The sequence below is a fragment of the Nocardiopsis prasina DSM 43845 genome, assembly GCF_000341265.1.
GTDB lineage: Bacteria > Actinomycetota > Actinomycetes > Streptosporangiales > Streptosporangiaceae > Nocardiopsis > Nocardiopsis prasina.
The window spans coordinates 13913-33573 of record NZ_ANAE01000158.1; the positions used below are offsets into that span (position 1 = coordinate 13913).

The 19661-nt window shown below is 70.8% G+C and carries 19 protein-coding genes; 11 read left to right on the forward strand and 8 right to left on the reverse strand.

What is annotated here, in order from left to right:
- The first annotated feature begins 109 nt into the window (after positions 1-109).
- The 4 genes from D452_RS0118210 (at position 110) to D452_RS0118225 (ending at position 3307) form a co-directional block, all read left to right on the forward strand.
- On the forward strand, positions 110-892 hold the full coding sequence (locus D452_RS0118210; protein WP_026129442.1) for an MSMEG_4193 family putative phosphomutase: 783 nt from the start codon (positions 110-112) through the stop codon (positions 890-892).
- Positions 893-1034: 142 nt separating this feature from the next.
- Positions 1035-1619 carry a DUF3090 domain-containing protein gene (locus tag D452_RS0118215; RefSeq protein ID WP_026129443.1) on the forward strand — a complete coding sequence of 195 codons (585 nt, stop codon included), beginning with the start codon at positions 1035-1037 and terminating at the stop codon, positions 1617-1619.
- 59 nt (positions 1620-1678) lie between these two features.
- Positions 1679-2425 (forward strand): SCO1664 family protein, encoded by a 747-nt coding sequence (locus D452_RS0118220; RefSeq protein ID WP_051061326.1) that lies wholly within the window; start codon positions 1679-1681, stop codon positions 2423-2425.
- A 117-nt stretch (positions 2426-2542) separates the two neighbouring features.
- Positions 2543-3307, forward strand: a complete 765-nt coding sequence (locus tag D452_RS0118225; RefSeq protein WP_017545583.1) for an HAD-IIA family hydrolase — start codon at positions 2543-2545, stop codon at positions 3305-3307.
- Between the two features lie 106 nt (positions 3308-3413).
- Here the strand turns inward: D452_RS0118225 and D452_RS0118230 are convergent, their stop codons facing one another.
- Positions 3414-3797 (reverse strand): RNA polymerase-binding protein RbpA, encoded by a 384-nt coding sequence (locus D452_RS0118230; RefSeq protein WP_017535724.1) that lies wholly within the window; start codon positions 3795-3797, stop codon positions 3414-3416.
- A 656-nt stretch (positions 3798-4453) separates the two neighbouring features.
- On the opposite strand from D452_RS0118230, the gene D452_RS0118235 reads away from it, so the two are divergent.
- The 6 genes from D452_RS0118235 (at position 4454) to D452_RS0118260 (ending at position 9690) form a co-directional block, all read left to right on the forward strand.
- Positions 4454-5806, forward strand: coding sequence for an ATP-binding protein (locus D452_RS0118235; RefSeq protein ID WP_026129445.1), 1353 nt, complete (start codon positions 4454-4456; stop codon positions 5804-5806).
- Positions 5806-6210 (forward strand): roadblock/LC7 domain-containing protein, encoded by a 405-nt coding sequence (locus D452_RS0118240; protein ID WP_017545585.1) that lies wholly within the window; start codon positions 5806-5808, stop codon positions 6208-6210. The genes D452_RS0118235 and D452_RS0118240 overlap by 1 nt, the downstream gene beginning before the upstream one ends.
- The gene (locus tag D452_RS0118245) at positions 6207-6563 is read left to right on the forward strand and encodes a DUF742 domain-containing protein (protein ID WP_017545586.1); all 357 of its coding nucleotides are present in this window, start codon (positions 6207-6209) and stop codon (positions 6561-6563) included. The genes D452_RS0118240 and D452_RS0118245 overlap by 4 nt, the downstream gene beginning before the upstream one ends.
- Positions 6544-7158, forward strand: coding sequence for a GTP-binding protein (locus D452_RS0118250; RefSeq protein WP_026129446.1), 615 nt, complete (start codon positions 6544-6546; stop codon positions 7156-7158). Before D452_RS0118245 ends, D452_RS0118250 begins: the two co-directional genes overlap by 20 nt.
- Positions 7155-8372 carry a cytochrome P450 gene (locus D452_RS0118255; RefSeq protein ID WP_017545588.1) on the forward strand — a complete coding sequence of 406 codons (1218 nt, stop codon included), beginning with the start codon at positions 7155-7157 and terminating at the stop codon, positions 8370-8372. Before D452_RS0118250 ends, D452_RS0118255 begins: the two co-directional genes overlap by 4 nt.
- A 73-nt stretch (positions 8373-8445) precedes the next feature.
- A complete protein-coding gene (locus D452_RS0118260) occupies positions 8446-9690 on the forward strand; it encodes a cytochrome P450 family protein (protein ID WP_017545589.1) in 1245 nt (414 codons plus the stop codon).
- A 114-nt stretch (positions 9691-9804) separates the two neighbouring features.
- Here the strand turns inward: D452_RS0118260 and D452_RS0118265 are convergent, their stop codons facing one another.
- The 7 genes from D452_RS0118265 to D452_RS0118295 form a co-directional block, all read right to left on the reverse strand.
- A complete protein-coding gene (locus tag D452_RS0118265; protein ID WP_017545590.1) occupies positions 9805-10164 on the reverse strand; it encodes an ArsR/SmtB family transcription factor in 360 nt (119 codons plus the stop codon).
- Positions 10165-10173: 9 nt separating this feature from the next.
- Positions 10174-11553, reverse strand: coding sequence for an MFS transporter (locus D452_RS0118270; RefSeq protein WP_017545591.1), 1380 nt, complete (start codon positions 11551-11553; stop codon positions 10174-10176).
- A gap of 915 nt (positions 11554-12468) precedes the next feature.
- Positions 12469-13845: a nucleobase:cation symporter-2 family protein gene (locus D452_RS0118275; RefSeq protein ID WP_017545592.1), complete on the reverse strand. Its 1377-nt coding sequence runs from the start codon at positions 13843-13845 to the stop codon at positions 12469-12471.
- Between the two features lie 329 nt (positions 13846-14174).
- Entirely contained in the window at positions 14175-15380 is a 1206-nt protein-coding gene (locus D452_RS28575) for a hypothetical protein (protein WP_017545593.1), read from the reverse strand.
- Positions 15377-16621, reverse strand: a complete 1245-nt coding sequence (locus D452_RS0118285; protein WP_017545594.1) for a hypothetical protein — start codon at positions 16619-16621, stop codon at positions 15377-15379. The genes D452_RS28575 and D452_RS0118285 overlap by 4 nt, the downstream gene beginning before the upstream one ends.
- A complete protein-coding gene (locus D452_RS28580) occupies positions 16618-17319 on the reverse strand; it encodes a hypothetical protein (protein ID WP_017545595.1) in 702 nt (233 codons plus the stop codon). The genes D452_RS0118285 and D452_RS28580 overlap by 4 nt, the downstream gene beginning before the upstream one ends.
- 75 nt (positions 17320-17394) lie before the next feature.
- On the reverse strand, positions 17395-19080 hold the full coding sequence (locus D452_RS0118295; RefSeq protein ID WP_017545596.1) for an ABC-F family ATP-binding cassette domain-containing protein: 1686 nt from the start codon (positions 19078-19080) through the stop codon (positions 17395-17397).
- Positions 19081-19455: 375 nt separating this feature from the next.
- Between D452_RS0118295 and D452_RS0118300 the strand changes: the two genes are divergently transcribed.
- Positions 19456-19661 (forward strand): trehalase-like domain-containing protein (locus tag D452_RS0118300; protein WP_026129448.1); only part of this gene is annotated, 206 nt, incomplete at its 3' end.

The following is a 19661-nucleotide window of genomic DNA, read 5'->3' on the forward strand; positions in this document are numbered from 1 at the left end:
CGCCCCGTTCCAGTCCCGCTCTCGGACACCCCAGGACGTTCCGACCCTTGGGGCGGGCCACCGGTCACGGTGGCCCGCCCCAAGGCCGTGGCCGACCTACCCTGGTGCCATGGCCACACCTGCTGACACCCCAGCCGACACCCCCGCCGGGCACCGGGACGCACCAGGCGGAGCGTCCGCGCCCGAGGCGATCACCCTCCTGCTCGTCCGCCACGGAATGACCGACGCCACCGGGCCGCGCCTGGCCGGTCGCGCCCCCGGCATCCACCTCAACGACGTGGGTCGTGACCAGGCCTCCCGCCTGGCCGGACGGCTGGCGGGGCTCACCCCCGCCGCGCTCGTGTCCAGCCCGCTCGAACGCTGCCAGGAGACGGCCGAGGCCGTCGCCGAGCGGCTGGGCACCACCGTCACCACCGACGACAGGTTCGTCGAGTGCGACTACGGCAGCTGGACCGGCCGGACCCTCACCGACCTGTCCGCCGAACCCCTGTGGCGGGTGGTCCAGGACCACCCGAGCGCGGCCCGCTTCCCCGGCGGCGAGGCCCTGGCCACAACCTCCGCCCGGGCCGTGGAGGCCGTCCGCGACTGGAACGGCCGACTGCTCGAACAGGCTTCGCCCGGCTCCGCCCCACCCGTGTACGTGGTGTGCGGCCACGGCGACGTGATCAAGGCGATCATCGCGGACGCCCTGGGTATGCACCTCGACCTCTTCCAGCGCCTGCGCGTGGACCCGTGTTCGGTCACCTCCATCACCTACACCCGGACCCGGCCCTTCCTGAACAAGCTCAACGACACGGGCGAACCCCTGGCCGGGGCCCTGCCCACGGCGGCGGAGACCCGGGGGGACGCGGCGGTCGGCGGCGGGGCGGGCCGGGTACCCGGAGACGACTGACCGGCGTGCGCCCCGCGGACCCCGTGCGGGGAGGGGAGGACGCGGGACGCCGTCGGCGTCGTCGGCCCGGGCCCGACCAGGACACGACCCCGGAACGCGGCCGTATCGCACCGTGTCACCGTCATCCCTTAGGGTGCTGTTCATGCCCGTCTTTCAGTTCAATCCGCCGGAACGGTTCGTCGTCGGAACCGTGGGTCAGCCTGGGGAACGCACCTTCTTCCTCCAGGCCGTCGGTGAGGGTCGTATCACCAGCGTCGTGTTGGAGAAGGCCCAGGTGGAGGCCCTGGCCACCCGAATCGAGGAGCTGCTGGAAGAGGTGCACCGCCGTTTCGGGGCGCCACCGGACGACGCGGCCCCGCCCGAGGACGACGGTCCGCTGGAACAGCCCATCGAGCAGGACTTCCGGGTGGGCACCCTCGCGCTGGCCTGGGACGCCGAGGCGGCCCGCGTCATCATCGAGGCGCAGGAGATCGACGAGACCGCCACCGAGGAGCTGGTCGAGGACGACGACGAGGAGGAGCTGGAGGTCTTCGCCGAGGAGGCCCCCGCCCACCGCGACGTCCTGCGCGTCTACCTCAGCCCCGGCGAGGCGCGCGCCTTCGCCGACCGCGCGCTGAAGGTCGTCTCCGCCGGTCGCCCCGACTGCCCGCTCTGCGGACGCCCCCTGGACCCGAACGGCCACATCTGCGCGCGCCAGAACGGCTACCGCCCGGACCGTCTCGTCTGAGGGACCTCGTGGACGACGACACCACCGGCTGCCCCACCGCCGCGGACCCGCCCCCCACGGTGGCCACGGCGGCCTTCGGCGGGCTCACCCCCGCCGAGGGACTGGATCTGCTGCGCCGGGGCGAGATCACCGTCAAGGGCCGTCTGACCGCCGCCTCCAACGCCACCCTCTACTGCACGGTCTCCGACGGCACCCGGTCGGCCGTGTGCGTGTACAAGCCGGTGGCGGGGGAGCGGCCGCTGTGGGACTTCCCGGACGGCACGCTCGCCGGTCGGGAGGTGTCGGCCCACGCGGTCTCCGAGGCGCTCGGGTGGTCCGTCGTGCCGCCCACCGTCCACCGGGACGGCCCCTACGGGGAGGGCATGGCGCAGCTGTGGGTGCACGGGGACACCACCGTCGACCTCGTCGCGCTCTCCCGGGAGACCGAGCACCCGGGTCTGCGCCGGATGGCTGTCCTGGACGCGGTGATCAACAACTCGGACCGCAAGATCGGCCACCTGCTGCCCACGCCCGAGGGGCACCTGTACGGCTGCGACCACGGGGTGTCCTTCGCCGAGGACTACAAGCTGCGCACCGTCCTGTGGCAGTGGCAGGGGCTGCCCCTGACAGACGAGGCGCTGATCGCACTGGCCTCGCTGCGGACCCGCCTCCGCGACCCGGACGACCCCCTGGGCGTCGCGCTGGCCAGCCACCTGACCGGCCCCGAGGTCTACGCTGTGCGGACCCGTGTGGACCTTCTCATCCACCACGGCATCCACCCCTACCCCGCTCCCGACTGGCCCTCCGTCCCCTGGCCCCCGGTGTGACCGGTGTGAGCAGTCTCAAGCGCCCAACACGCGGATACCGGCCGGTAGGAATAGCGCCTTAGTGGTCCGTACCTGCACAATGGGCACGTGAGCAACGAGTGGAACTACCTTTTCGACATGGACGGCGTGCTCGTACGCGAGGAGCACCTGATCCCCGGAGCGGACACGCTCATCGCGGAGCTGCGCGAGCAGGGGACCCCGTTCATGGTGTTGACGAACAACTCCATCTACACCCCGCGCGACCTGCGGGCGCGACTGCTCAACACCGGGCTGGACATCCCCGAGGAGTCCATCTGGACCTCCGCGCTGGCCACGGCCCAGTTCCTCCAGACCCAGCGCCCCGGTGGCTCGGCCTACGTGGTCGGTGAGTCGGGTCTGACCACCGCCCTGCACAACGTGGGCTACGTGATGACCGAACGCGACCCGGACTACGTGGTGCTGGGCGAGACCCGCACCTACAGCTTCGAGGCCATCACCCGCGCCATCCGCCTGGTGCGCAACGGCGCCCGGTTCATCGCCACCAACCCCGACGAGACCGGGCCCAGCGCCGAGGGTCCGCTGCCCGCGACCGGCGCGGTCGCCGCGCTGATCGAGAAGGCCACCGGCCGCCGCCCCTACTTCGTGGGCAAGCCGAACCCCCTCATGATGCGGTCGGCTCTGCGCAGGATCGGGGCGCACTCGGAGAACACCCTGATGGTCGGCGACCGCATGGACACCGACGTGCTCAGCGGCCTGGAGGCCGGTCTCCAGACCGTCCTGGTGCTCTCGGGCATCTCCGGACGCGACACCGCCGACCAGTTCCCGTACCGGCCCACCCGCGTGATCGGGTCGGTCAAGGAGCTCGTGGGCCACACCCAGGACCCCTTCGGTACCGGGGCCTGACCGGGCCTTTCCCGAAATTCGATTCCCGGACACGACGACGGGGGCGGTGGACCATGTCCACCGCCCCCGTATCCGTCGTGGGGCAGGCCGTCGGGCCGTCCCAGGGTCAGGCGCTCTGCCGCTGCTTGGCGATCTCCTCGACCTTCGCCGCCTCTTCACGGCGACGGGCGCGGAGCAGTTCCAGCCGCTCGGCGAGAACCTCTTCCAGGTCCTCCATGCTGCGGCGTTCCAACAGCATGTCCCAGTGGGTGCGGACCGGTTTGGTGTTCTTGGGCTCCTCGCCGCCGCCGTCACGGCGCAGTGCGCGGTCGCCGCAGAAACGGCATTCCCATTCGGCGGGGATTTCGGCCTCGGTCGCGAAGGTGACCGAGAAGCGGTGACCCCGGGTACAGTCGTAGGTGACTTCCTGCCGGGGAGCCAGGTCGGTGTTGCGGTCGTTCTCGTAGCTCGTCGCCCCGAGCCGTGTGCCGCGAAGTGCTCGCTCGGCCATCGTGTGGGTGCCTCCAGGCGCTTGTGCGGTCTCGCGGGGTGTAACGCGTCGGTCCACGTCAAGATTCCCCACTGACCTGAGGTCGAACCTCCTCGGCGGACGCGGGAGCCCGCCCGAACCGTGAGGGCCCGCCCCGCCGGGCCCGTCCGGTGGCGGTGACCTGCACCACTCCGAACGTGCGGCCTTCGAAGTCCCCGCCTCCACTCCGACTCACCCGATCCCGGGTTCCACACCGCCAGCCCGTCATGCCGTCGCGGGGCACCCGGTTCACCGCTGTTGCCAGTCGCGGTGGTTGGCGGCGGCGGGTTTTCGGACAGTTCCGTATTCGCGCGTTCGCGCAGTTCAGGAAAGGTTCTTCGGTTTCGTTCGGTGTTCTGTGCCGATTCCCCGGATGGCCGCTTCCCGGTCCGGTGTGGAGTTGTATGGACCCCCGGGCGGTATCACTGACTTTGTCGGTTAACTCAGGTATTCGTCATTGTTCTGGCATGGGAGCCGGTTGGGGCAGGTGGTATCTTTGCTCGCTGTGTGAACAAAGGGCAGGTTGAAGACCTTAACGCCGCCTATGTAACACAACAGTGCACGTGGGCTGATGATGCCCGATCGGCGTGCTCTTAGGCGTGTGTAAATAGTGAGGACGTGTCCGGACATGGAGCGCCATGACTGACCAAACCCCCCGTCCCGACGGAGCGCCGCCAGTGGGCTCGACCGCCCCGCGCTGGCTGCTCGTCCTGGTACCGGCCCTGCCAGCCTGGGGGTGGGCGCTCTGGGCCACCCGACCCGACGCATGGGTCCCGGTCCTGGCTGCTGGAGGGGTCGCGCTCGCGCTGATCCTCGTCCTCGCCCTCCTCCTGGCACGCAGGGACCGTCAGGTCGCCGAGCTCCGCGCCCGGGTGGACACGGCCCGCTCCCAGACTGCCGCGCTCTCCGCAGAGCTCCTGCCCCGCATGGTCGAGCAGCTGCGGTCCGGCGATTCCGCCGACACCGTCCTGCACCGGATGCCCGACGTCGCGGACCCCGCGATCTCCGCCGTCCTGCGGAGCGTGGCCGCCGAGGTCTCCGCCTCCGAGCGCCGCCGCTCCGCCGCCATGGCCGCCTGCGCCACCGCCGCGGGACGGGTCCAGGCGCTGTCCACCACCATGCTCGCCGACCTGCGCCGCATGCAGGAACGCCACGGCGACGGCGACGCCGGGACCGACGTCCTCGGCGACCTCATGCAACTGGACCACACCACCGCGCAGACCGGCCGGGTCGCCGACAGCATCGCGATCCTCACCGGTGCGCGGTCGGGGCGTCGCTGGGGCCGCGCCATCCCCATGGAGAGCGTCCTGCGCGGAGCCATGGGCCGGATCGGCGCCTACCAGCGGGTGCGCACCCACAGTGTCACCAACCTGGCGGTCGCCGGGTTCGCAGCCGAGGGCGTCATCCACGCCCTCGCCGAGATCCTCGACAACGCGGCCAAGTTCTCCCCGCCCACCGCCGAGGTCCACGTGCACGTGGAGGAGGTGCAGGCAGGCATCGCCGTCATGGTCGAGGACGGCGGCCTCGTCATGGGTGAGGAAGCGCTGCGCCGGGCCCGCGCTGCGGTCCGCGACGGCCTCGACATCACCACCATCTCCGGGACCCGCCTGGGACTGTCGGTCGTCGGCCGTATCGCCCAGCGCTACGGTCTCGAGGTCTCCTTCCGCTCCTCCTCCAGGGGAGGCACAGCCGTGGTCCTGCTCCTGCCGCAGCGCATCGTCAAACCGCTGCCCGCCAGCGTCCCCGCACAGCCGATCACCGTTCCCGAGCCCTCCTCCCGCGAGACGGCGGCCCCTCCCGCCGACACGGCCCCCGCCCCCAGAGCGGACAGCGGGCTGCCGATGCGTCGCCGGGGGCAGTCCCTCGCGGCGGCGGAACGCAACCGGCCCGCCCCCAAGGAGGCCGGGCCCCGTACTCCCTCCACGGGGTTCGGCGCGTTCCGCTCCGCCGTGCGCGGCCAGGAGACGACCGACTCACCGAAGGAAGCATGATGGACCTCAAGACGCTGACCTGGCTGCTCGAAGGCCTGCTGGAACGCACCCCCGGCACCCGCCACGCGCTGGTGCTCTCCCGGGACGGCCTCAAGCTGTGCCACACCTCAGGATTGGGCAACGACAGCGCCGACCACCTGGCCGCGATCGCCGCGGGGGTGCAGAGCCTGGCGCACAGCGCCTCGGTGGAGTTCGGCGACGGCCGGGGCGGGGTCCGACAGGCCATGGCCGAGTTCTACGGCGGTCTCCTCTTCATCGTCGAGGCGGGGCACGGCACACACCTGGCGGTCATCACCAACGGGGAGGCCGAACCGGGTCTGGTCGGCCACAACATGAACGAACTGGTCGAGCAGATGGGTGAGCACCTGACCACGCCGTCCCGAGCCGGGGCCGAAGCCGAGTGAGCCCGTACCGACGGGAGAGCCCGGACCGGCTCTACATCATCACCTCGGGCCGCAGCCGAGGCGGCGACGAGTCCCTGGACGCCGTCACCCTCATCGTCACGGAGAGCGCGCCCGTCCCCGGGATGCAGTCCGAGCACGCAGCCATCCTGCGCCTGTGCGTGAGCCCCATGGCGGTGGTGGAGGTCGCCGCGCACCTGCGCCTGCCCGTGGCGGTCACACGCATCCTGCTCACCGACCTCCTCGACACCGGCCGGGTGAGCGCCCGCCACCCGGCCCCGGCGCCCTCACCGGCGCGCCCCCTGGCCTCCCCGGACGTGTTGGAGAAGGTGCTCGTTGCACTCCACAACCTCTGAACCCGCTCACACCGACCAGCAGGTGACCCCGCTGGCGGACAGTACCGAACAGGCCCTGAAGATCGCCGTGGTCGGCGGTTTCGGGGTCGGCAAGACCACCATGGTCAGCTCCGTCAGCGAGATCCGCCCGCTGACCACCGAGGAGACCATGACCCGGGCCGGGACGGGCATCGACGACCTGGAGGGGGTCGAGGGCAAGCGCACCACCACCGTCGCCTTCGACTTCGGCCGCATCACCCTCGACGCCACCTCGGTCCTCTACCTGTTCGGCGCTCCCGGACAGGAACGCTTCTGGTTCCTGTGGGACCGACTGTTCACCGGCGCGCTGGGAGCGGTCGTCCTGGTCGACACACGGCGTCTGGAGGACTGCTTCTACGCCATCGACCGCCTGGAGGACCAGGGCACGCCCTTCGTCGTGGCGCACAACGACTTCGGCGAGTCCGAGCACTCCCTCGAGGACGTCCGCACCGCCCTGGACCTGGACCCGGGCATCCCCCTGCTGCGCTGTGACGCCCGAGAGCGCGGCTCGGCCAAGAAGGTGCTCATCGCCCTGGTGGAACACGTGCGTTCCCTGATCACGGAAGGTCCCCGATGACCGGCTGCCCCGTCCGGATGTACGGACCCGAGTTCCAGTCCGACCCGGGCGGTCTCTACGAGAGGATGCGGTCCGAACACGGGCCGGTCGTGCCCGTGCGGATGGAGGGCGACATCCCCGCGTGGCTGGTCGTCGGCTACCGGGAACTGCACCAGGTGATGAACGACACCACCGTGTTCGCGCGCAGTTCCAGCCGCTGGAACGCGTGGCACCTGGTCCCAGCCGACTGGCCGATGCTGCCCATGGTGATCCAGCTGCCGTCGGTGCTCTACACCGAGGGGGCCGAGCACCGCCGCCGCACCGGTGCGCTCACCGACGCCCTGTCCGGCACCGACCTGCACGAGCTGCGCACCACCACCGCGCGCATGGCCGACCGGCTCATCGACGCCTTCTGCGCCACCGAGGGCACGGACCTGCGCACCTCGTACACGGCACGGCTGCCCGCGCTCGTGCTCAGCTGGATGTACGGGCTGGACGACGTGCGAGGCGACCACCTCGCCGACAACATGAACACCATGATCGACGGCGGCCCCGACGCCATGGTCGCCCAGCAGACACTGATGGCCGCCATGAGTGAGCTGGTGGCGGACCGCCGTGCCAGCCCCGGGCCCGACGTGGTCTCCCGGCTGCTCGCCCACCCCGCCGGGTACAGCGACGAGGAGGCGGTCCCGGAGCTCATCGTCCTGCTGGGCGGCGGCAACCAGCCGACCGCCGAGTGGCTGGGCAACGCGCTGCGGCTGATGTTCACCGACGACCGGTTCGGCGCGTCCATCGCCGGCGCCCGCAACAGCGTGCAGGAGGCTCTCAACGAGGTCCTGTGGGAGGACACCCCCACCCAGATCCACGCCGGTCGCTTCGCCGCGCACGACGTCGAGCTGGGAGGCCAGCTCATCCGCCAGGGAGACCTCGTGCTCCTCGGGATATCCGGCGCCAACCGGGACCCGCTCGTGCGCTCCACGGCGGGCCGGATCGGTGACCGGGGCAGCCAGGCCCACCTGTCGTTCTCGCACGGGCCCCACCAGTGCCCCTACCCGGCCCGGGAGATCGCCGAGATCATCGCCGTCACCGGTGTCGAGGTGCTGGTCGACCGGCTCCCCGACATCGAACTCGCCGTTCCCGCCGCTGACCTGCGCTGGCGCCCCTCCCCATGGGTGCGAGGGGTCGCCTCCCTGCCCGTGACCTTCACACCGACCGACCCGTACGGGGTCCTCTGACCGCGACGGCCCCCGAGTGCCCCCGATCCCCGCGTACCCCACCATCCCCCGTACCGACCCGAGGAGTGCACCGATGTCCTGTCCCGTTGAGCACGGATCCGGCGGAATCGTCACGCTGGACCCCTACGTCAAGAACCTGCGCGCCGAACGCGAGTACCTCCACGCCGCCGGACCGGTCACCCGCGTGGAGCTGCCCGACGGGGTGACCGCCTGGGCCGTCACCCGGCACGAGGCCGCGCGCGCGGCGCTGACCGACCCCCGGCTGGTGAAGGACATCGCCCACTGGGACGACTTCCAGAAGGGTCGCATCCCCGAAGCGTGGCCGCTGATGAGCACCATCCCGCCCACCCCCACCAATCTCCTGGGCACCGACGGCGCCGAGCACAAGCGCCTGCGCCTGCTCACCGCCAAGGCCTTCTCGGCCCGCAGCGTGGAGCGCCTGCGCCCCCGGGTCCACGACCTGACCGTGGAGCTGCTGGACGGTCTGGAGACCGGGGCCCACGAGCCGCTGGACCTCAAGAACGAGTTCGCCTTCAAGCTCCCCATGAGCGTGATCGGTGAGCTCTACGGCGTGGACGCGGCCGAACACGGCTACCTGCGCGACATGTACGTGAAGTTCTTCAGCGCGGTCACCGGTCCCGAGGAGTTCCTGGAGACCTACGCGACCCTGGAGCGCTACTACGAGGGCATGATCGCGGACAAGCGCGCCAACCCGGGCGAGGACCTGACCACCGAACTCCTCAACGCCGGTGAGAACGGTGACGCCCTCACCGACCTGGAGGTGCGCGGAACCCTCCAGGTGGTCGTGGCCGCCGGGCACGAGACCACGGTGAACCTGCTGTGCAACGCCGTGCGCGCCCTGCTGGCCCACCCCGAGCAGTTCGACCTGGTCAAGGAGGGCCGGGTCGGCTGGGACACGGTGGTGGAGGAGACCCTGCGCTTCGACCCGCCCACCTCCAACATGATCTTCCGGTTCGCCACGGAGGACGTGGAGCTCGGCGGGCAGACCATCCGCAAGGGCGAGGCCCTGATGACCTCCTACGGCGCGATCAGCCGCGACCGCGACGAGCACGGCGAGGAGCCGCACCCGGACACCTTCGACCTGACCCGGGAGAAGGGGCGCCACATCTCCTTCGGGTACGGGCCGCACGTGTGCCCGGGCTCCCATCTGGCCCGGATGGAGGGACAGATCGCCCTGCCCCTGCTGTTCGAGCGCTTCCCCGACCTCAGGCTGGCCGTCGCGGACGAGGAGCTGGAGCACCACCCCTCCATCGTGGTCAACAGCATGAAGGAGCTGCCGGTCCTACTGCGTCCGTAGTCCCGGACGGGAGCGGTCGGGGCCCGGGGCCGTTCCGCGAACGACGGAGCGGCCCCTGTCGACGGGCGCGTCGAGCGCTTGTGGGCGGATGAGCGATCCGGTGATGATCGTGGTTCAGGAGTGGGGAGGTTCTCCGGTGACCTGGTGGTCGGCGTAGTTCAACGCTTCCTGTACCAGGCGACGCAGGTGGCCGTCGGGCATGGAGTAGACGATGTGGCGGCTCTCCCGTCGGGAGACCACCAGGCCGGCCAGTCGGAGTTTGGCCAGGTGCTGGCTGATCGACGTGCGTGAGGCGTCGGTGTGCTGGCTCAGGGTGGTGACGTCCGCGTCCCCGCGTGCCAGGGTCCACAGCAGGTGGAGGCGGGTGGGTTCGGCCAGCATCTGAAACACGGACGCGGCCACGGAGAGCTGTTCGCCTTGGGGGGCGTCTTCGTGGAAGAGGCTCTGGGTCATCGCCTTGTCATCGCTGCTCACCCTTGCATCCTAGGCGTCAGTGGGGCCTGGGTCAGCGGTGGTGTGGACGAAGCGGGGCCAGCGCGGGTGCAGTTCGTCGACAAGGAACTCGTGCCGGTGCCGGTACCCGGACCCCACCCACTCGGCGTCCGCCAGGTGCGGATGGTCCGGTCCGAGCTCGGTGTGCAGGTGGGTCAGCGGGCCCGGCTCGCCCGCCCGCCACAGGTGGACCGCCACGGCCGAGGCGAACAGAGCCACCATCGAGAAGACCGACAGCGTGGTGGGGATCCCCACGAGGACACCCAGCCAACCGGCCGCGGGGTAGGTGAGCAGGAAACAGGCGTGGGAGAGCGAGAAGTGCGCGGCGAACAGTGCGGGCCGATCCTCTTGTGTGCAGGAGCGGCGCACCAGACGCGCCGAGGGGGTCAACACCAAGGAGGTGCCAGCTCCGAGGAGCACCCAGGAAGCCAGCAGGAGTGGCCACAGCAGGCCTTCGGGTGCCAGGACGCTTCCCGCCGCGGCGCCGCCCAGCGTCGCTGCGAGAACGAACCCGGCGGGCAGCATCACCGCACGGTCGCTCACCCGGTCCAGCAGCCGCGGCAGAACCAGGGCGACGATCATGGACCCGGCCCCGAAGGAGCCGAGAGCGATGGCCACCTCCTGATCCCCCCGACCCAGGGTCTCGCGCACGATCACGATCGTGTTCACCAGGACCACAGCCGTGGCCGCCGCCACCGCCATGTCCAGGGCCAGCAGAGCCCGCAGACGTGGGGTCGCGACGAAGACGCGTGCCCCCAGCGTGGTGGAACGCCAGAAGCCCTCCTTGCGCCGCTGCGGGGAGGGGCGGGGCAGGGTGACGGAGAGAACCAGCAGTGCCGAGGCGCAGAACCCCAGGACAGTACCGGTGAACAGGCCCTGGTAGGTGGTCGCCAGCAACAGTGCGGCCGCGAGGGTGGGGCTGAACAGGTTCTCCAGGTCGTAGGCCAGGCGTGACAGGGAGAGCGCCCGGGTGTACTCGCGTTCGTCGGGCAGCACGTCGGGGATGGTGGCCTGGAAGACGGGGGTGAAGGCGGCGGAGGCGCACTGCAGGATGAGGATGAGCGCGTAGACCTGCCAGATGGCGTCGACGAACGGCAGGCACAGGGCGGCGCCAGCCCGTACCAGGTCCGAGCCCACCAGGAAGGCCCGGCGGGGAAGGCGTGCGGCCAGGGCTCCGACCATCGGGCCCACGCTGACGTAGGCGACCATCTTGATGGTCAGAGCGGTGCCCAGCACCGAACCGGCGTTGGCACCGGCCAGATCGTAGGCGAGCAGGGACAGCGCGACCGTGGCCAAGCCGGTGCCCACCAGGGCGATCAGCTGGGCCGAGAACAGCCGTCGGTAGGCGCGGTTGTGTAGGACTCCCAGCACGTTTGTGCCTTTCACTCGGGTTGGTGGCACGGGAGCCACAGAATACACACAGGTGCGCATGTGTGCACATGTGAACCTGTTGGGTGGTCGCTGTCGGCGGTTCGACGCGGGGTGCCCTGGCGTTCCGGGTGGCTGGGCCCTGGGGGTGTCGTGGTCCGCGGCATCGGTCACCTCGGCCACCGAAGGAGAACGCCTGTCCGACTCCGCGTCCACGAGTTGAACACGTTCTCCCGGAGAGAAGGCCCCGGCCCCCGAGAGCGAAGATCAGAACGTTCCACGACCCCGTGAAACACGAAGCGCGGGCCGGGATGCGCCTCGACCCGCACCAGAAGTCCACCGTGCGTGAGTGGGAACCGGGTCTTCCTGGGATCATTTTCCGGGATCGGGGGAACTCGTGTGATCGGCTGGCTTCGGCCAGCGGACTCCCGTTACCCGGTGGTGTGTCCTCGGCCCCGTAGCGGCGGGCCAGGGTGTGGAAACCCTCCCTGGGTTCCCCGTGGTTGTCGTCGTGGGCCGGTCAGTCCCCGCAGTGCCGTCTCGCGGGGACTGACCTTGAGGAACCTCGTGAAGCTCGCGCTGTCCGAACCGGTCAGTGCATGGAATCGACCCGGGAGCGAACGTGTGAGTGGGTTCGGGAAGCACCACGCGTCCTGGCGGCGCCGCCACATCCGCTGGGCGGAGGTGACGGCGCGGCCCGAGTGATCGTCGGCACTCAGCGCACTGCGGTCCACCTCGCGTGCGCGAAGTCGAGTTCGCGCGAGGCCGGTCCGTGCTGGTGGGCGACTCGGTAGGCGCCTCGTCCGTTGTCGTGGGTGATGTGGGCGGCCCAGTACTGGCGGCCGTCGTAGGTGGAGCCGGTGGTGGCCCGGCCCCGTGTCCGTAGTCGGCGGTGTGGCGCCCGGGTGGTGACGCGGCTCAGTCCACGGGAGCTGGCTCGGCCCGCTGTAGCCGAGCCCTACCCCCCAGGACGTTGAAGACCACGTTGAGAACCAGCGCGGAGGCGGTCGCGGTGACGATGCCCGAGTGCAGGATCATCGTGGCCCAGTCCGGGAAGGTGGCGAAGAAGTCGGGCGAGACGATCGACAGGACGCCGAAGCCGAGCGAGACGGCCACGATCACCATGTTCTGGTTGTCCTCGTAGTCCACCCTGCCGAGCGTCTGGATCCCGGCGGCCGCCACCGAACCGAACAGCACCAGACCGGCACCGCCCAGGACGGGGGAGGGGATCATCGCGACGACCCGGCCCAGGATCGGGAAGAGGCCCATGACGAGCAGCAGGACGGCGCCAGCGGCCACCACGTAGCGGCTGCGCACCTTGTTGAGCGCGATCAGGCCGATGTTCTGGCTGAACGTGCTGCCCGGGAAGGAGTTGAACAGCGGACCGACGACAGCGGTCGCGGCGTCGGCGCGCAGGCCGTCGGCCAGGCGGCGTCCGTCCACCTTGCTGCCCACGACCGCGCTCACCGCGAGGATGTCGGCCATGCCCTCGGACAGGATCACGATCATCATCACGCACATCGTGATGATCGCGGCGACCTGGAACTCCGGCGGGCCGAAGTGGAAGGGCGTGGGCAGGGAGAAGACCGGCCCCGTGCCGACCGAGCCGAAGTCGACCGCCCCGATGGCGGCGGCCAGCAGGGTGCCCAGCACCATGCCCAGGAGGATGGAGGCGCGGCCCCACACCCCGCGCAGCACCCTGGACAGCACCAGGATGATCAGCAGGGTCGACCCGCCCAGCAGCAGGTTCGTGTCGGAGGGGGCGCCGGTCTCGCTGTTGTCGGTGATCCAGCCGATCGCGACGGGAATCAGGGAGAGTCCGACGACGGTGATCACGCTGCCGGTGACCACCGGGGGGAAGAACCGGATCAGGCTGGCCATCACGGGTGCGATGAGGATGCCGAACAGACCGGCGACGATCGAGGCGCCGAAGACGGCGGGCAGGCCGCTGGACTCACCGATCGCGGTCATCGCGGTGATGGGGATGAACGACGCACCGATCACCAGCGGCATGCGCATGCCGAAGCGCCACACGCCCAGCGTCTGGACCAGTGTCATCAGACCGGCGACCAACAGGGCCGCGCTGATGATCAGACCCGTCTCCAACGGGTCCAGTCCCACCGCGGCGGCCATGATGAGCGGCGGGGTCACGACACCGGCGTACAGGGCGAGGATGTGCTGGATGCCGTAGGTGACCAGGAACCGCAGCGGCGGACGCTCGTCCTCGGGCCGCTCGGTGGCGTCGGGAGCCCGGCCGTCGGACACAGTGTCCGAGCCGCCCTTGGGGAACTTCATCGTGGTGGGGCCTTCCGGTGTGGATCGGTCGCGCTCCAAATCATCGGATGATCTGAAATGACATGCAAATTCGGGGGGTTCGACTGGAGGAAGGCACAAAATCACACGGCTCCGACCCGGTCACCGTGTGTGGTGTGCACCGATGGTGGACGGTCTCCTCCCGAGCCCGCGCCGAGCGCCGCACCTCCCGCCCCCACGGGCTTCCCGAGAGCGGTGGGGCCCGGACGCGCGTCGGGGCCCGGCCGCGGACACCTCCACGACCGGGCCCCGACGTGACGAAGAACGCCCTCCCGGCGTGCGCCGCCGACCCGTGCGACGGACACCCGGACTCAGCCCCGGGGACCACCGCTCAGGACCCGCTGGACCAGGTCGGGAGCGAGCGTGCCGTACCCGGTCGCCGCCCACACACTCTGCTCCGTGGGTACCGCGTAGTACGGCGTCGGCGGGCCATAGGAGGAGTCCAGGACGGCCCTCGGGGGCACGTGGGCACGCAGGTCGCGTCGGCAGTCGGGGCAGGCCGGAACGGTCGTCGCGCGAGGACTGGCCGGTACCCGCAGGCTGGCCGGGGCCTTCACACCCTGGTGCCGGGGGTCGAAGAAGCAGTGGCGAGGGGACGGCCCGGCGGTCAGCGCCGCTTCGCAGTGGTCCAGCAGTACGCGCACCCCGACCAGGTCGGACACGTCACCGGCGGTGTCCAGCACACGCGCCGCCGCCTCGTAGGCGGCCAGGGCCTTCGCCGCCCGCGAGCGCGGACCCTTGAAGCCTGCCACCCTGCGACCGTACGAGGGCAGGTCCCGGGCGAGTTCCCGGCGCAGCTCCTCCCGGGCGGCGGAGTCCACCGTGTCGACCACGGCCTCGGAGAGAGGGACGACCCGGACCGGTCGGAGCGCGCGTCGGCGCAGGGCCCACAGGCCCAGGCCCACCAGCGGGAGCGCGGCGAGCAGCACGACAGCCAGCGACACGGCACGATCACCCGGACCCCCGCCCGAGGACATCCGCTCGTACTCGCGGAACGCCGCTTCCTCGTCGCCGAGCAGGTCCAGGGCGAGGTCCAGCCGGTCTCCCAGGTCGGCGCGGGCCAGGTCCGGGCGTTGGTTGACCACCGCCAGAACCATCCGCACCGTGTCCGAGGAGGGGCCGGGGACCTTGTCCCCCTCGGAGCGCACGGAGATCACGGTGAGACCGTCTCCGACGAGCAGGAACGTGCCCTCCGCTCCACTCCGGTTGACCACGGCGGTGCCCATGGACCTGGGCGCGTCGGGCCAGGGGGTCACGGCGAGGTACACGCCCGGAAGCTCCTCGGTGACGCGGTCGTTCAGACCCCGGGCCCGATCCTCGGACAGCACCAACGACGATTCGGTGCTGACGTACCGGTCGGGGTGGACGTAGACGGGCTCCTCGGCCAGGTGCTCGGCGACCACCAGCGGAGAGAGGATCCGGCTCGTGGCGTACTCGTCAGAGTACGGAACGGCCGCGGCGGGCAGCGGCCACAGGACCAACAACGAGAGGAACAGGGACGTAAGGGTTCGGGTCATGGTCGGACTCCCAGCAGTGATCGGGCCCGAGCGAAGGGATTCCGGCCGTCCAGGGCGGTCTCGGCCCAGGGGTCGTCCATGTCGGACACGTGCACGCGGCGACCGTCGTGTCGGAGGTACATGGCCTCCTCCCGGGCGTTCGGCGTGTCCGCGCACGCCTCGCACACCCTCCACCGGCGCAGAGCGGCGTCCATATGGAAGTCGCGCCGCTCCGTGGCAGGGGAGTGCAGGGGGTTGTTCCGGCAGCGGACTCCGCTCGCGAAGGGATGGACGAGCGCTCGCCGACCGTGTCGGGCCAGGACCAGGCCGCAGACCAGTGCCGTGACCGGAAGGCCCCGGGAGGAGGCGATGAGCCCGGCGGCGTCGTAGGCCTCCCGAGCGCGCGGCAGCCCTGGGTGGTCCGATGGGGTCGCCTCGAACTCCCGGCGCAGGGAGCGCAGCTCCCGCACGAGCCGACCCCGGACTCGTGTCCGAGGGCCCCGGCTCGCGACCGCGAACCAGGCTCCGGAGACCTGGTCGGGCGCGGGGGAGGTGAACCGGGCGGACCACCTCAGGTACACGCCCGCCACCGCGAGACCGAGCACCGCTCCTGGAATGGCCAGTTCCCACACTCGTCCGGCCCGCGACGTCGGAAGCTGGGTCTCCTGCTCCACGTCGGGGACGGCGTCACGGGTGAGCGGCGTGGCCTCCACGGGTGTTCTCGGAGACTCCTCCAGCTCGGCGACGACGGCGCTGACGGTGTCCACGGGTCTGAGGGCGCGCGGCAGGGCCGCATCGTCGATCACGGGGGTGACGGGGCTGTCGAAGGCCGCTGTGGCCAACCGGCCGTCCGTCGTCACCGCCACGTAGACGCCGTCGGCGCCGCTCACCTCGTGCAGAGCGTGCAGGAACAGGGTGGGCTGGCCGCCGGTCTCGTCCGTGGGCGGAGCGGCGTACATGACCACGTACAGGGGCACGTCACCGTCGAACGCCTCGGAGACCTCGGCCTCCATCGCGCGCCGGGCCTTCTCGTCGGGCTGTCCGGGGAACAGGTGGCTCACGTGGACCGGATTCCGCGCGAGCTCCTCGGCCACGCGTACGACCCGGGTCAGGTCCTCGATCTCCGCCACGGTGCTCGGCCCCTCGGCCGAGGCTTCCGCCATGGCCGCCGTGCCGGGAAGCAGTACGGATGTCAGCAGCGCCGACGCCACCAGGGCAGAGGCCAGGGCCGAGGCCGGACCCGGGAGACTTGGCAGGTTCACCGCGCACCCGCCCCACGACGCCGGAGCACCGTCACCCCGCCGCCCACCACCAGGGCGGCGCACACGCCGCTGACGACGAAACCGACCGAGGACGGCCAGGTGACGGTGAGCCAGCGCTGGGACGGAAACCCCGCCGCGACGGAGTCCGGCTCTGGTTCCCCTCCGACACTCCGGACGAACTCGGTCCTGGCGCGGGCGGTGCGTTCGTCCAGGTCCGAGTAGGAGGCGGCACGCAGCAGCCGGTCCAGCTGGTCGCGCGGATCCTCAGGGTAGGCACCCGTGTAGGACGTGTAGTCCGCGGCCTTCGAGGGAAGCCCCGCCGCGCGCAGAGCCGAGGCGTGCACGTGGTTCGTGTGCGGTGAGAACACCACGACTGAGCGTTTGCTGATGTGGTGTACCTCGTCGGCCAACCAGTCGAGGTCGGCGTCGGTGGGGTGGGCGACCACCAGGACGTCCAGGGGCACGCCCTCCTCGTGCACGCGCGCACGCAGGTCGTCGGCGAGTTCCCAGCGGTCGAGGTGACCGGCGAGTTCCTCGCTGACGAACACGCCGTCATGGCGGTCCAACATGTCGGCGTAGAACCCCGGTGACTCCTCGCTGGGGTGGGCGTGGGCCGGTGTGGCGGAGGCCGCGACCACGAGCGCGACGAGGGAGAACAGCAGCGGCAGGGGGCTCCAGCGGCCTGGGGGATACGGCATGGGGTGCCTTCTTCTCATTTTCTGTTGTTTTGTACCAGAATATGTTGCCCCTGCCGCCGGGGCGCGGCCCGCCCTCTACCTGGCTCGTCGGACCCGGGTCTCGTCCCACACCGGCTCGTCCGCCTCGTACACCCGACCGTCGGCGCCGAACACCACGAAACGGTCGAAGCCCCGCGCGAACCAGCGGTCGTGCGTGACCGCCAGGACCGTCCCCTGGTAGGCGTCCAGCGCCGCCTCCAACGCCTCCGCCGATACCACGTCCAGGTTGTCCGTGGGTTCGTCGAGCAGCAGCATCGTCGTTCCCGACAGCTCCAGCAACAGCACCTGGAACCGGGCCTGCTGGCCTCCGGAGAGGGTGTCGAACGGCTGCTCGGCGCTGAGGGCCAGCTCGTAGCGGTCCAGGGCCCGGCCCGCCTCGTCGCGGGGCAGGCCCCGGCGGTGTCCCTGACCGCTGTGCAGGATGTCCAGCAGCGTGCGCCCCAGGAACTCCGGGTGCTCGTGGGTCTGCGCGAACCAGCCTGGCAGCACCCGGGCGCCCAACCGGGCCCGCCCGGTGTGCGGAACCGGTGCGATCCCGGCCCGCTCCTCCTCCGGGACCAGCGAGGACTCGGGGTCGTCGCCACCACCGGCGAGCAACCGCAGGAAGTGCGACTTGCCCGAACCGTTGGAGCCCAGCACCGCGACCCGCTCGTCGTACCAGACCTCCAGGTCGAAGGGGCGCATCAGCCCGGTGAGCTCCAGCTTCTCGCACACCAGGGCGCGCTTGCCGGTGCGCCCGCCGCGCAGCCGCATCCGCAGGTTCTGGTCCCGGGGCTGCTGCTGGGGCGGCCCCGCCTCCTCGAACCGGCTCAACCGGGTCCGCGCGGACTGGTACCTGGTGGCCATGTCCGAGTTGTAGGAGGCCTTCTGCTTGTACATGGAGACCAGCGCCCTGAGCTTGGCGTGCTCCTCGTCCCACCGCTTGCGCAGCTCGTCCAGGCGGGCGAACCGCTCGCTCCGGGCCTCGTGGTAGGTGTCGAAGGCCCCGCCGTGCACCCACGTGTCGTTGCCCGCCGCGCCCAGCTCCACCGTGACGATCCGGTCGGGGACCCGGCTGAGCAGCTCGCGGTCGTGCGAGACGAACAGAACCGACTTGGGGGTGGCGCGCAGCGCCTCCTCCAGCCAGCGCTTGCCGGGCACGTCCAGGTAGTTGTCCGGCTCGTCCAACAACAGGACCGGCGCCGGTCCGCGCAGCAGCGCCTCGACCACCAGCCGTTTCTGTTCACCGCCGGAGAGCGTGCGCACCTCCCGCCACCGGCAGCGTTCGTAGGCCACACCCAGGGCGGCCACACAGCACTGGTCCCACACCACCTCGGCCTCGTAGCCTCCGGCGTCGCCGTACCGGGCGATCGCCTCCGCGTAGCGCATCTGCGTGGCCTCGTCCTCGGAGAGCATCATGGCCCCCTCGGCCGCCTCCAGGTCCGCGTGGGCCCGGCGCACCGGCGCGGGGGCGACCGACACCAGGAGTTCGTGCACGGTGGTGGCGTCGCGCACGTGTCCCACGAACTGCGGCATCACCCCCAGTTCGCCGTCGACGGTGACCGCGCCCGACTGGGGCGTGAACTCACCGCGCACCAGACGCAGCAGGGTGCTCTTGCCCGCGCCGTTGGCGCCCACGAGCGCGGTCTTGGACCCCTCGCCGACCCGGAACGACACCCCGTCCAGCAGCACCCTCCCGTCGGGGAGGGTGTGTGTCACCTGGTTGACGTCGACGTAGCCCACGACCGCTCTTCCTGTTGCTCACGAATTCCGCGCACGCTTCGGCGGTGCGGAAGGTCAGCGTTCCACGGGGGTTCGCGCCCCGGCAATCGGTTTTCCCTGGAAGGACCGGGCCCGGACCTTAAGAGTCCCTTAGCTGATACCTAAGGTCCGGTGAAACCCGCTGTGTGCCTGTTCACCCCTGTTCTAGGTTCTTCCCGCCGGGCAGTGAACCGGTGTGTTCGGGACGACGTGGTCCCCGAACCCGAAGGCGCGGAGAAAGGCGGCGGGGTGACTCTCACACAGGGAGCTGCGGGCACACACGAGGCGACGGGGGCTGCCCCGGAACATCGGGCCTGTTGCGCCGAACCTCGCGAGCGGCCGGTCCCGATCGAGCGCATGTCGATGCTCTCCAACCAGGCCTCCGTGGCGCTGCTGGGCCCGGACGCGCGCCTGCTCTGGTTCTGCCACCCCGAGCCGGACTCCAACGCCCTGTTCGCCGAGGTCCTGGGCGGCCGTCAGGCGGGTGTCTTCGCGATCTCGCCCGCCCACGGGCGGATGCCGCTGGGGCAGCGCTACCTGCCGGGCACGATGACCGTGCGCAC